Annotated in this window: 9 protein-coding genes; 4 read left to right on the forward strand and 5 right to left on the reverse strand. The window is 45.2% G+C overall.

The genetic code is table 11. The features are described 5' to 3' along the window. Positions 1–4 precede the first annotated feature (4 nt). The 5 genes from FTU50_RS11520 to orn form a co-directional block, all read right to left on the reverse strand. Positions 5–4,729 (reverse strand): RHS repeat-associated core domain-containing protein, encoded by a 4,725-nt coding sequence (locus FTU50_RS11520; protein WP_180046254.1) that lies wholly within the window; start codon positions 4,727–4,729, stop codon positions 5–7. A gap of 40 nt (positions 4,730–4,769) precedes the next feature. After that, on the reverse strand, positions 4,770–8,171 hold the full coding sequence (locus tag FTU50_RS11525) for a type VI secretion system Vgr family protein (protein WP_257222802.1): 3,402 nt from the start codon (positions 8,169–8,171) through the stop codon (positions 4,770–4,772). A gap of 142 nt (positions 8,172–8,313) precedes the next feature. After that, complete coding sequence (locus FTU50_RS11530; RefSeq protein ID WP_005182307.1) at positions 8,314–9,117, reverse strand: enoyl-ACP reductase; 804 nt, start codon at positions 9,115–9,117, stop codon at positions 8,314–8,316. Positions 9,118–9,265: 148 nt separating this feature from the next. Continuing rightward, entirely contained in the window at positions 9,266–10,000 is a 735-nt protein-coding gene (locus FTU50_RS11535; RefSeq protein ID WP_016659546.1) for a Bax inhibitor-1/YccA family protein, read from the reverse strand. 253 nt (positions 10,001–10,253) lie between these two features. Next, complete coding sequence (gene orn, locus FTU50_RS11540) at positions 10,254–10,808, reverse strand: oligoribonuclease (protein ID WP_005182297.1); 555 nt, start codon at positions 10,806–10,808, stop codon at positions 10,254–10,256. Between the two features lie 125 nt (positions 10,809–10,933). Here orn and rsgA point away from each other — a divergent pair, with 125 nt between their 5' ends. The 4 genes from rsgA (at position 10,934) to secB (ending at position 13,273) form a co-directional block, all read left to right on the forward strand. Next, positions 10,934–11,992, forward strand: coding sequence for a small ribosomal subunit biogenesis GTPase RsgA (rsgA, locus tag FTU50_RS11545; protein ID WP_005182294.1), 1,059 nt, complete (start codon positions 10,934–10,936; stop codon positions 11,990–11,992). Between the two features lie 96 nt (positions 11,993–12,088). Then, positions 12,089–12,496: a rhodanese-like domain-containing protein gene (locus tag FTU50_RS11550; RefSeq protein ID WP_005182291.1), complete on the forward strand. Its 408-nt coding sequence runs from the start codon at positions 12,089–12,091 to the stop codon at positions 12,494–12,496. Between the two features lie 20 nt (positions 12,497–12,516). Continuing rightward, entirely contained in the window at positions 12,517–12,774 is a 258-nt protein-coding gene (grxC, locus tag FTU50_RS11555) for a glutaredoxin 3 (protein WP_005182284.1), read from the forward strand. Between the two features lie 40 nt (positions 12,775–12,814). Then, positions 12,815–13,273, forward strand: coding sequence for a protein-export chaperone SecB (gene secB, locus FTU50_RS11560; RefSeq protein WP_005182282.1), 459 nt, complete (start codon positions 12,815–12,817; stop codon positions 13,271–13,273). Positions 13,274–13,472 lie beyond the last annotated feature (199 nt).

Consider the following 13,472-nt stretch of genomic DNA (forward strand, 5'->3'; position numbering starts at 1 on the left):
ACGATTACCTACAATAATTAACTGCATAACAAACTGAACCCGTTGCACCAGCGCCAGCACCTACAATAACGTTCCCTGAATATGTTTGTGAGCCATCTGTATTTTGACAAGCTTGAACACCACCACCTATCACAGCAGCTCCTTTTGCACTGCCACAAGCAGAACCAGAACTTGAAAATCCTTGACTTGTTGAACTATTGGTATAACTTTGTCCACCACTTCCATAAGCGCTTGCCTCTGCTCCAGCACTACCACACACGGTTACAGCTGCACAACGTAAAACTTTTCCATATTGATCTCGAGTATGTCCACCACCAACGCCAATCGATGCTCCCGCTATTGCTGAGAGCCCAACATTCACATTTGTCATTGTCGTATAAGGCACATGTGTTGCGGCTTTTACAGGTGGAGGAGGCGTCATTACCTGATTTCGATAAGCTGGATCATTTTGCATTCGCCAATTATGTTCAGATGCTTTGGCTCGACCATACTCCATTAATCCAGGAGGGAATGCATTTGCCCAATCAAGTCCCATCGGATCAACCCATTGAGTTGGATCTCTTACATAAGCAGAAGTATTCATTCCTCCATTCAACCCAATCGGATCTTTACTCACATATCTTGCACTATGTGGCTCGTAATATCGGTAACGATTATAGTGCAGTCCTGTTTCTTGATCGTAATATTGACCTTGGAATCTGAGATTACTCTGCTCAAACGGATTGTCTGGATTTACTGTTTTGATGTCGAGTGTGCTGCCCCAAGTATCTTGGGTAATTTCCCAAACACACTCACCTCTTGCATTGGTCATAGTCTGTGGCGTACCGACTTGATCACAATGGTAAAAAGTGATCTGCTCTAACTCCACTCGATTTTTACGGGTATCATTGCGCCATACAGGATCTTTATAAACCGAATAAGGTTTACTTTGATATTCAGCATAATCAGGTGTTTCAATCAGTTGAATAAAATCTTTATATCCAGCTTGCAACAGTGGAACAAAGCTATTCGGTTCATACAGATAGTGCTTGGTAAAACTATCTTGCTCTGATTTGCGGGATTCCCAAATCATCAAATCGCCATCCCAACCAAACAAGGTCAGCGCATCTACCGTTTTCTTATAAAGTCTGCGCCCAAATACATCATAACCGTAGTCAGTGACTTGACCATTGCGATCACTGCGAATCAATCGATTTTGGTTGTCCCATGTCAGTTTGAGGGTTTTACCTGCTTGTTTAGCCTCTATGACATTGCCTTGTGCGTCGTAGTGGTAATGTTTTCCTTGATAGCTTCTGACCAGATTGTTTTTAATTTGTGCCGTACTAGATGCGGATACAGGGTCGATCAAATTACCCGCAGGATCAAAGCTAAAACTCTCGGTTTTATGTGCGCTTTGTGTTGTGATTAAGCGCCCAATTGGATCGTATTGATAGTTGAGCTTACCCAAACGGCTATCTTCAACTTGGTTTAGTAGGTAGTTTTGGTCGTAATGATAATGTCGATGCGCTTGGTACTGTAAATAGTCTTGCGTTTCTTGTTCAGGCTGAATCAGTTGTGAACTGAGTAAACCAACGTCATTATAGTGTTTAGTTTGGATGAGTCCATTTGCCAATAGGCGTGTTGTTTCTCGATGTAAGTCATCTCGTTGGAATGAAACCATGTCCTGTTTATTCAGGGCAATCGCATATAAATGTCCTGAGCCGTAACTCAAATTGGCTTGTTCCTGTCCATCTGGACGGATTGTTTTAACTAGATTACCAAGTTCGTCATATTCATAACGTAACACCGCAGTAAGTGGACGAAGCCCTGAGATTTTGTAGTGCTGATGCTCTCTCACCAATTGCCCAAGGGCATTGCGATAAAAATCAATTTGGCTAACCTCATTACTGACTCGGCTCAGTTGACTGTTCAGATTGTAATCAAATTGTTCTGTTTGCTTCTTTCCTGTATGTAAATGGGTAAAGCTTTTCGATGCGATTTGTCCATCTGCGTAATAATCAAATTGGGTCAGGATATTAGGCTGTCGGATTTCAGATAACCTGCCACTCTCATCATGATAGCTGTAGTTTTTTTCTTCTCCATCAAAAGCTTGTTCACGTACCAAATAACCATATTGATTGTAATCAAATAAATATTCTGCTTGGTTTTGGTTGATTAGTTTTTTGATGCGTCCCTGTTTATCCCATTGATAGCCAATGCGATGTCGATTAGCATCGATGCGTTGTTCGAGTAATCCTGTGGCATTGTATTGGTACTCAGTCACTAAACCTTTAGTATCAATATGTTTGAGTAAACGCCCTTCTTCATCATGTTCAAAATGTTCTTTTAATCCATCAGGGTAAACAATACTTTGGAGTTGTCCTTTGTCTCGACCTTGAGTGCTGTAAAGGTACTGTACGACTTTATCATTTGCAGTTTGTTCAGCTGTTAGCGAACCCTCTTCATCGTATTCCCAAGTACTGCTTTTGCCTGAGCAATCAGTATAGGAGGTCATTTGTCCTAATTCATTGTATTGAATTTTTTTGCTGCCGCCTTTGGCATCAATCACTTCGATCAATTGATTGTCATTGTTGTATTTATATTGGGTGATATGCCCCAAAGGATTTATTTCTTTGCTGATATTACCCTTGGCATCATATTCTCGTTTCCAAATATTGCCTTCAGGGTCTTTGGTTTCGACCAAATTGCCTTGCTCATCATAGGCAAAACGGATTACTCCGCCATTTGGCTGTACGATTTTGATGAGTTGATCTTGATCATTGTATTCTTGTTGGGTCTCTCGCCCTTCAAAATCAATTTGACGGGTAATACGTTTTTTACTATCACGGCTGTACCACGATTCACGCCCATCTGCTAAACGTGTACGGTAGGTAAATCCATTCAGATCAAAATAGTAATAGGTCGGGACATCGTAAGCGTCATAAACAGCAACTTGGCGTAAGCGAGGATGCCACTTGAGTTTGGTATGGTAACTACCATCATCTGCCCATTCTTCAATTGCTTTAGCTTGGGCGTCGGTTGATTCATAGCGAATATTTTGTCCACGCCCTGTACGATCGGTATAACGTGTAAGTTGATGAAAATGGTTGTATTCATAGTTTCGGACATGACCATTTTGATCAATAGCTTCAATTAAATTGCCTTGGGTATCATATTGATAACGCGCTAAAGGCTCAACTTGTTCATCAACAAATACAGCAATGATTTTAACTTGCTCATTAAAAGCAAATTTCAATTGATGTTGGGCATGTGCTAATTGGAAATCAACGCTTTGTAGATAGGCAATTTCATCAAAAATAAGGTAGCTTAAAACAATTTTTTCTTGCGTATTTTCATTAAATTGTTGAATCAACTGATAAGGCTGTCCAGTCGAAAATTGATGGAATTGAAAAGACCACTCTCCACCAAAGTTTAAAACGAGATCACTATTTTCAATGGGTTGTACCGTTATACCTTCATACGGCACTTCATAGGCCTGCTGAATAATAGAGGCAGGTAATTGTAGTTTGCGGCCTTTTCCATCAATAAACAGATAACCTTTTTCATTCTGTTGAATGATATTGGAAAAAGGCATCTGCCAGCGCGCCCCCATGCTGCTACCATCAAGCTCAGATAATTGAGAGTTATAGAGCCGGCTAAAGACAAAACCTATTTTGGGCAAGCTAAAGTCACTATGGCTAATCCGCTCAGCGCCGATGGCATAGCTAATACTGTTACCTGTTGCAGATTCAGATGCTACTGCGGTTTGCGACATATTCAAACAAGGCGGTTCCTTTAACGCATCAGCTTGTAAGGAAACAAACTCTAAAATATCACCTTCAGTATGTCGTTCATATTCACCGGTCTGATTGATGGGTACACTGGCTCTGCCCTGATATTCAGCGGACTGAATTGCGCTGAGCGTTTCCTGAATCAGCCAGGCCAAACTATATTGCAAACCGGCATTGGCCTGTTCTTGCAGAACGGTATTTAATTGAGTGATGGCTTCGGGAATAAGGGTCTGTAATGAACTCTGTTCCGGATTTAACTTTGGTCGTACATCCGCTTCTGCTGGTGCCTGGATTAATTCAATTAATGGACTGGCCCAATTGTTAAATTGTAATTTAGGATCACGTTTTTCTGCTGAGGCGCCAGCAGATGCCGTAGCTGTGGTCGCCCCAGCTCCAGAGGAGACCAAACTGTTTAAAATACTTCCGCCCAAATCAGCCGCTGCTTTGAGCAGGCCAGTGAGTTTGGTCTGAGTTTCCTGTAAAAAAAGCTCCAGATCACCTGCAATACGTGCATTCAGATGCAGCTCCATCCGACGTAAATCGGCTGTTTTTACTTTAGTATTGGCAGGATATAAACACTCTGCCATAAGTCCAAACATTGGACGTAGCGCCATCCGTGCATGTGCTTCATTTTTGGGCTCTGCAAATAAACCAATTAAATTGGCTGCCAGTAATGCATGACGCTGTACAGCTGCCGCGCCCGTTTGTGGCGCCATAACATAAAGCAGTAAATCTAATACGCTACCAGTTAAGGCATAAATATTGGCTACGGTTTTAATTGTAGCCTGGCCTTCAATTTGCATCAGACTGGTTTGACCACAAACCTGCAAATAATTCTGGATCTGATGGGCAATCAGTTTATGATCTTCCAGATGAGTTACACTGTTTAAATTAAATACAGCCAATTCGACAGCAGCTTGCTGTTCTTGTTTTTTATTCTGATCGGTTGATGTAGACATGTTTAATCCATACGTTCTTTATTTTAAATACCGGCACAACTTAAGTTTTCTTTCTTAAGGTTTCGGTAATTTTCAGCCCACCCGCCTGATAGTGCTTTTGGGAAATAAAATCTTCCGAGGTTGGAGAAGACTTTGCAGCCACTGGAACTGCAGGTTGCTCCACCGGAGAAAAGTCTGGCTGCTGGGTTAACACTGGAGCCACTAGATTTTTTGATGCTCCATACCGCGTGGTTTCGGTATAGGTCAGCCCTCCAGATTGGTAATATTTTTGGCTTACCCAATCATTATCCTGAGGCAAACTCGAAGATGTATTTCCATTAGAGCCTGTTGGCATCAAGGACATTGCATTCTGTGGCAATTGCGCTGTATGTTTTAATTGCTCAGGCGATAAATTAATATTGAGCTGATTGGCCACAGCTCCTAGTGCAGCTGAGCTTGCTTGCCCTTGGACCTGACTCAGCATTTGGCTTCCAGTCTGGTTCAGTGCAGTTTTAGCCATATTCTTCAAGCCATCAGCATTCAGCGTATCTGGAGATAACAGGTTTGTCTTTAGCTGTGACAGCATATTCTGTTTCACAGACTGCAAGCTATTTTGAGCCAAACTTTTAACCTGACTGCTTAATTTGTCTGTCCAGGTATAATCGCGCTCAAAGTGGCTGGCCTGATCCCAGGCACTCCGGGTATCTTTGTCAAAGATAATTTTTGCTGCTCCTGGAGCAATACCCGTCACCTGAGCAAATCCATTCGCATCCAATTTACCGCTAAACTCCTGCCCTAAAGCATCAATCACTTTATAGCTATTTTGTTCAAAGAAGTCTTGACCTCCATAACTACGCAGCAGCTCCAGGGTTCCTTTTAATGGTTTAGCTCGAGGTAATTGCTGTACGCTGGCATCTATATTGGCACCGGTATTAAAGGCATGCTGCCCCGCCTTCACCTCAAACTTGCCACCCGTGGTTGGAAAAATCCCCGAGCCATTAATCTTGATTTGTGAACCACCGGCGGTCAGGTTAATTTCGGTTGGACTGGTAATATAGACCGTGTCTTCCGTCGAAATAATTTGCACCCCTTTTCTGGCAATCAGATCTGCACCATCACCCTGTGCCTGAATTTCGACTTTGCCTTTACCCGCATATAAACGTGCACCCTCTTGTGCTGCAAACAGGCTCAGTTTCTGGCTGGCATGGGCAATCAAAGATTGCTGCGTACTCAGGTTAATACTCTCTCCGGCACTGTGACTGATCTGACCATCAGCAGAGAGATGCACATCTTGCTGGCTACTTAAAGCAATAGAGTTTGGTGCGCTGAGGATCATCAGTGCCTGTTTAAAAGCAGCGGCTTTGCTTTCATCCTGCTGTTCGATCTGCTCTAAAAAATTCTTTAAGTTATCGAGAACTTCTAAAGGGTCAGTCTGCTGGTTTTCGGCCACTTCACTTAGGGCAGTACTGTTGTTTAAGCTGCTTTCTAGCTGGCTCTTGGCTTCACTGGCATCGAGATGATTGCCTTCGGCCTGTGCCTGTGGATGGGTGGAAATCAGCAAGCCTTCTCCAGCACGGACTGCACCCCACTGATCGGTTCTCAGTTCAAAACCTTCACCACGACCGTCACTTTCAGCGCTGGCTTTGGGATGGCTCAAGTTCCCCAGGTTCAGTTGGGTCGCGCCATGACTACTTTGCAGCTGGGCTGAAATCTGCTTCGGAGTATCATCAAAACGCAGCTGGTTAAAACCACTGCCCTCAATTTCCTGTGAGCGGATCCCGCTGAGTTTTTTGGTGTCGGGTAGCTGGCCTAGGGTATCAAAGCGGGTTGGCGAGCGTTCTGCTTCATGTAAACGCCCCACCACAAATGGCCGGTCGATGTTACCGTCAAAGAAGTCGATCACCACAATTTCATTAATCCGTGGCAGGAAACGTGCCCCGTAGCCTTCTCCGGCCCAAGGCGTCAGTACATCGACCCAGGCCGAATCGGTGTCATTGTCATTACTGCCGGCCCCGCCATCATGCTGATGGTCATCACTGCGGGTAAACAGGAAACGGACTTTGATTCGGCCCCATTCATCGACATGGATGCTTTCGCCAGCAGGACCGACTACCCGGGCGCGCTGTGGATGAGCCGCCGGTCGGTGCTGTAGTGGGTGGTATTCCGGTACCGTATGGATGTTGCGACGTTGCAGGGTTAAGGTATTGCCTTGACGTTCATCCGGGTGTTGTTCGTGTTGAAAACTAAAATGGCTATGCCAGTGGCTCTGGCTGAGTAGCTGGTTAATCTGCTGATTGAGGTCTTTAGGTAAGTTGTTCTGGTTATAGAACTGTTTGCCGGTGATTAAGAATTCTTTGTCTGCTGCGCTGTGCTGATCAATTTCCGGGTGTTCATTCAGTTCAAACCAGTAGCCGACCTGGGCATCACGGACGGTGGAGTGGGCACTAAAGTATTTGGATTGCAGGTCGTGGTAGTGACTGAGGTTCTGGTTCAGCTTGTCCAGCTGGTTATTAGAGGATGCGGTGGCCTGGTCTTCGCCATTTAAATCCTGCATCCAGGCCGGGCTGATCTGCCAGGCTTGTTCCAGGCTTAAGCTGGCATTGTCCTGATTGTGGCTGTGCTGGTGTTTGCTTTGCACTGAACCGGCACCTTCTTCCTGGCTCAGGCTATCTGACTGCCAGCGTTGCAGATGTACGGCAGTCGGTTGCAGGCTGCGCTGGGCAATCAACTGGGTGATGCTGTCTAATTGTTCGGTGGCACTGGAGCGATGAAAGCGGATGCTGCGGCGGTTTAAAGCACTGTACTGGCTGTTGTCATCAATCAGACGTAGTTTCTGGGCCTGTATCGGGCTGCTGGAATGTACGACCTGTAACTGGGCTTCATCAATCAGCCAGTTAATGCCTTCACTGCGCCAGAGCCGGGTCAAAAAGTCATAGTCGGTTTCATTGGACTGCATGATAAAAGGACGCACATCCAGTTCCTGGGTCAGTCCGGTTAAGTCCAGGGTCAGGCTGGCGGCAAAGAGTGGGCTTTTGTTTTGCCATTCTTTAAACAGAATTTCACTGACCTCACGCACGCTTTTATTCATAAACACGCGGCTGTTACGGCGTTTATGCCAGAGTGCGGTTGGATCTTCTAGCGTAAGTTTATAGAGGGTGAGAGAGCCATCACTCTGGCCTTGCGCGGCGGCGGTGATGATGCCGCTGCTGCGAAACAGCTGGCCCTGGTCAGTGACCTGGTCGACGGCGACCTGCGCGCCGATAAACTGTTTTAACGGAATCTGGGCGTTGGTCGAAAGACAGATCAGTTCGGCACGTAAACCGTCATTGAGCTGGTGTTCACCTTCGATGCGCTGTAAAAAAACATCGGCATTTAAGGCAGGCTGAGAAAATTGAATATGGAGGGCACGTTTTTGTGGGCTGAGGCCTAATTTTTCTAGTGCTGCAAATATATTGCTTGGCATCATTGTTCTGTAATAAATAGCTAAAAAAAAGTGTGGCTATTTTATACAAAATAACCACATAAAACATCGCTTCAACCCGGCCGCTTGTTTATCAATATGTAACTATCCGATAAAAAGCCGGCGCAGGTTAAAACGTTCCGACTTATTCTGCGTCCATCATGGCGGCGCTCATACCCACAGTATTAAAGCCAGCATCTACATATAGAATTTCACCGGTAATCCCGTTGGCCCACGGTGAGCACAGGAATAAAGCGGCATTGCCCACTTCTTCAATGGTGACATTACGTTTTAATGGGGCAATTTTTTCATTGGCATCCAACATCTTACGGAATGATTTAATTCCTGATGCAGCCAATGTACGGATTGGACCGGCAGAAATGGCATTAACACGAATGCCTTCAGCACCCAAGCTAGAGGCTAAATAACGCACCCCTGCTTCAAGCGAAGCTTTGGCCATGCCCATCACGTTGTAGTTTGGCATTACACGCTCAGAACCCTGATAAGTCAGGGTTAATAAACAGCCTTGACGCGCCTGTAATAATGGTTTTGCGGCACGCGCCATCGCAACAAAGCTGTAGGCACTGATGTCATGCGCAATTTTAAAACCTTCACGGTCGGTCACATCAGTAAAGTCACCATCTAAGGTATGGGCTGGTGCGAAACCAATTGAATGCACCACGCCATCCAGACCATCCCAATGTTGAGCAAGATCGACAAAGACCTGTTCAATTTCAGCATCTACCGCAACATCACAAGGAAGAACAATTTTAGAACCGAACTGTTCTGCAAATTCATCCACACGTTTTTTCAATTTTTCATTCGGATAGGTAAAAGCCAGCTCTGCACCTTCACGATGTAAAGCCTGAGCAACACCAAATGCAATGGATAATTTACTCGCAATACCCGCGATTAAAAAGCGTTTACCCGCTAATAGTCCTTGTGCCATGTGAATCTCACTCATATTGATTTTGCAGTATCATGCCAATTCTGAGCCAATTCGGAAATTGCATAATGCGCCTTTTTTTCAATTCCTCCGAAGAAAATAAAAATCGCGCAAAGGTTGCGCGATGTTAATGTCGATAAATGCCGGGAAGTTAATCATTGCTTTGCAATAAGCCCAGCAAACGCAGGAAGGAATAATACATCCAGACCAAGGTGGCCAATAAGGCAATGGCGCTCAGCCATTCCATGCTTTTCGGTGCACCTTGTGCTGCACCGGTTTCAATCAGGTCAAAGTCTAGAATCAGGTTTAAAGAGGCAATCACGGCCACAAATGCTGCAAAGCCAATTCCAAGCCAGTTGCTTTCAAACAGATAAGGAATACTCGACCCCAAGGCCAGACTCAGAAAGATTTGCACCACAAACACCATCGCAATCGCAATTGAGGCCGACATCACCACCGCCTTAAATTTTTCAGTGGCGCGAATTACCCGAGTACGATACAGCACAAACATCACCAATGTGGTCACAAAGGTAGCCAGCAAGGCCTGTAATGGCACACCCGGAAACTGCAACTGGAAGATCACTGAAATCCCGCCCAGAAAGGCCCCTTCAAACAGCGCATAGGGAATGGCCAGCGTGCGCGCTGTATTTGGCTTAAAGGTGGCCACCAAAGCCAGAATCAGTCCGCCAATGGCACCGACAATTGCGCCAGCATAGGCAATAGAAAGATTGGCGGTCAGGAAACTGTAGAAAAACAGGCCGATGCCCACCACGGCGGCAATTAAAGTCAGCAGGACAGATTTTTGGATTGCTCCCTGCACGCTCATCGGCTGGGCATAATCACTCGACACCTCAACGCGTGTCAGGATCGGGTTATTACTTTGCATGATTTAAGCTACTCCGATCATTGCGGCAAATGGGTTTTGAAATACACATTGCTCCTATCATAAGCGCGCAGCCGCATCCTGTCTAAATAATCGCCAAAAAGATTACATCTTTATAACGGGTGTGATTTCTGAATTACGCCGAAGTAACAGCAGATAAAACGATAGCGATAAAAAAAGAGGCCCAAAGCCTCTTCTTAAGCGCTGTGGATACGCTCGTCCCCACAGTGCAAATAGATGGATGATGAACAGATACTTATTTATTCATAATAAAGAAATATTCACGATAGTATTTCAGCTCGGCAATCGAGTCACGGATATCATCCATGGCCAGGTGAGAGGCATTTTTCTTTAAGCCGCTCATGATTTCCGGACGCCAGCGTTTGGCCAGTTCTTTAACAGAAGATACATCCAGATTACGGTAATGGAAGAACTGCTCCAGCTCCGGCATTAACCGGTGTAAAAAGCGTCGGTCCTGACAGATCGAGTTACCGCACATCGGCGAAGTTTTTGGATTGACCCATTTTTTCAGGAATTCCAAGGTTTGCTGCTCGGCATCCTGCGCGCTCAGTTTACTGCGACGTACACGCTCAATTAGCCCCGACTGACCATGCTGACGCGTGTTCCATTCATCCATGGCATTTAAAATACGATCTGATTGATGCACGGCCAGTACCGGACCTTCCGCCAGAATATTTAAATGATCGTCTGTCACAATGGTGGCAATTTCAATAATCTGATCATTATCGGTATCTAAACCTGTCATTTCCAGGTCAATCCAAATTAAGCGGGTATCAGGCGTGCTGCTCATAAATGTGCAATCTTATTCGTCTTAAAAACGGCTATAGTAGCAAATTTCTGTGTTCTTGGGTGTCATTCTGCCCGTGCTTCATGCTATTTTTGCACTCCAGATTTCATGGTTTTTTTAGGATATGAATGGCTTTAATTCGTAAGCGTCGCCTGACTGAACAGCAACAACGCCGCATTCAGAAACAGCAGCAAACCCGGCAGGAAGATATAGACAGCTCCAATGATCTGGAAGGTCTGGTGGTGCAGCATTATGGACGCCAACTGGAAGTACAAGCCCTCTCCGTGCCGGAGCAGCATCCTGAAAAACCCGTGGTGGCCGAAGGTGAACCTGAACCGTTCTGGAAACCGATTGAACTGGGCAGCATCTGGCGCTGTCATACCCGTACCAACCTGGAATTACTGGTTACCGGTGACCGGGTTAAATGGCAGGCCGATCCGAATACCGGCCTGGGTATTATTAGCGCGATTCATCCGCGCCAGTCTTTGCTCACGCGCCCGGACCGTTACCACAAAGTTAAACCGGTAGCCGCCAATATCTCATTGATTGTGATTGTGTTTGCACCGCTGCCAGAGCCAGCACCGGGTCTGATTGACCGCTATCTGGTGGCCTGTGCCGATGCCAATATTCCAGCGCTGCTGATCCTGAACAAATCCGACCTACTTACCGAAAATGATCCGATTCTGGATTTACTGCAAGAATACCGCAATTTGGGTTATGAAGTGATGCAGACCCAGTCTGATGCAGATCTGACCGAACTGTCCAACCGTTTAAAAAATGAAACTGTGGCCTTTGTCGGTCAGTCTGGCGTGGGTAAAAGCACCCTGATTAATGCCATCGTGCCGGAAGCGGCGCAGAAAACCAATATCATCTCAGAAAACTCGGCCCTGGGTCAGCACACCACCACCTCCACCCGCTTAATTCCGTTTGGTGAAGGTTCGGCGCTCATTGACTCACCGGGCATCCGTGAATTTGGCCTGTGGCATTTGACGACTGAAAAAATCCAGCAGGGTTTTCCGGAAATTAAAAATCTGCTCGGTCACTGTCAATTCCGTAACTGTACCCATAAGCACGAAAAGCAATGTGCCTTGCGTCAGGCGGCGGCAGCGGGTGAGATTTTAACGCGCCGGCTCGACAGTTATTTACGTCTGATTGATGAAGTCAACGAAGCCCAGCAAAAAAATTAGTTTAATTGCAGCCCGACCCTTGAAGCGGTGATTTTGATCACCATATTTATAGGCTATACTCTGTGACAATTTTTGAAATTGTAATTTAGGTGACTTGTGGAACGTTGGTTCGAGTTTATGGGGAATCACCCCTTCTTGTTTGGAACACTGGCAGTTTTGGTGGTTTTATTCTTCATTTTGGAAGGCCAACGTAACGGGCGTAAAATTTCCCCACAATCTTTAGGGATTCTGGTGAAAGCCAAAAATGCCATGCTGATTGATTTACGTGATGCCAAAGACTTCCGTGAAGGCCATATCAGCGGCAGCCGCAACATTCCTTACAGCAAAATTTCAAGCCATATTGAAGAGTTAAAAACCGCTGACCGTCCATTGGTATTTATCTGCAATTTAGGTCAAATTGCCGGCACTGCCCTGCAACAGGTAGGCCACGCAGATAGCTATCGTCTGGATGGTGGGATCAGTAACTGGAAAGCACAAGGCTTACCTTTAGTAAAAAGCAAATAATCCGCTTGAGGAGATTAGCAATGGCTGAAGTAACGATTTATTCAACAACTGTATGTCCATATTGCGTACGTGCAAAACAGCTTCTTGAGCGTAAAGGCGTTGTCTATAAAGAAATCAATTTATCCAACGAAGCACCAGAAGTCCGCACTGAACTGATGCAGCGCACCAACCATCGTACTGTTCCACAAATTTTTATTAATGAGCAGTTCATTGGTGGTTTCGACCAGCTTTACGCCCTTGAGCGTGAAGGCAAACTCGATGACTTACTGGCGTCATAATTTCAGTTAATTTTCTGTTCATATTTTTAAGGAATAAATAATGAGTGAACAACAACAAGCTCAACCACAATTGGCATTAGAGCGTATTTATACAAAAGATATTTCTTTTGAAGTTCCAGGGGCACAAGTATTTACCAAAGAATGGCAGCCTGAACTGAATATCAATCTGTCGTCTTCTGCAGAAAAGATTGATCCAACCCACTTTGAAGTGTCTTTAAAAGTTGTTGTTCAAGCCAACAATGCCGGTGATACAGCATTTATTGTAGATGTCACTCAAGCAGGTATTTTCCTGATTGATGGCGTAGAAGAAGAACGTCTGCCATATATTCTGGGTGCCTACTGCCCGAACATCCTGTTCCCGTTCTTGCGTGAAGCAGTGAATGATATGGTTACCAAAGGCAGCTTCCCGCAATTGCTGTTAACGCCAATCAACTTTGATGCTGAATTTGAAGCCAACATGCAACGCGCACAAGCCGCTGCTGCAGAAGGTCAGGCTTAATTGTATTCAGGCATTTAAGTCCAACACGAAAAAGCCCTGCACTTGCAGTAATGCCAGTCAGTTAAGCAAATTTTAGAAAAATGTAGTAAAAATGAGTGTATGTAAATACGCTCATTTTTTTATGTCTTTATCTGAACATTTAGAATCCACTCTTGAACATGCTCTCCCATCACTTAGCCATTTTTGTGAACTTATTGAC

Origin of the sequence: Acinetobacter sp. YH12112, assembly GCF_013418945.1 — a bacterium.
GTDB lineage: Bacteria > Pseudomonadota > Gammaproteobacteria > Pseudomonadales > Moraxellaceae > Acinetobacter > Acinetobacter indicus.

What these genes read in the sequence shown, in the direction of transcription:
- secB (WP_005182282.1), top strand. Translation starts at nt 12,815, where the DNA reads ATGAGTGAACAACAACAAGCTCAACCACAATTGGCATTAGAGCGTATT.
- rsgA (WP_005182294.1), top strand. Translation starts at nt 10,934, where the DNA reads ATGGCTTTAATTCGTAAGCGTCGCCTGACTGAACAGCAACAACGCCGC.
- orn (WP_005182297.1), bottom strand. Translation starts at nt 10,808, where the DNA reads ATGAGCAGCACGCCTGATACCCGCTTAATTTGGATTGACCTGGAAATG.
- grxC (WP_005182284.1), top strand. Translation starts at nt 12,517, where the DNA reads ATGGCTGAAGTAACGATTTATTCAACAACTGTATGTCCATATTGCGTA.
- FTU50_RS11525 (WP_257222802.1), bottom strand. Translation starts at nt 8,171, where the DNA reads ATGCCAAGCAATATATTTGCAGCACTAGAAAAATTAGGCCTCAGCCCA.
- FTU50_RS11535 (WP_016659546.1), bottom strand. Translation starts at nt 10,000, where the DNA reads ATGCAAAGTAATAACCCGATCCTGACACGCGTTGAGGTGTCGAGTGAT.
- FTU50_RS11530 (WP_005182307.1), bottom strand. Translation starts at nt 9,117, where the DNA reads ATGGCACAAGGACTATTAGCGGGTAAACGCTTTTTAATCGCGGGTATT.
- FTU50_RS11520 (WP_180046254.1), bottom strand. Translation starts at nt 4,729, where the DNA reads ATGTCTACATCAACCGATCAGAATAAAAAACAAGAACAGCAAGCTGCT.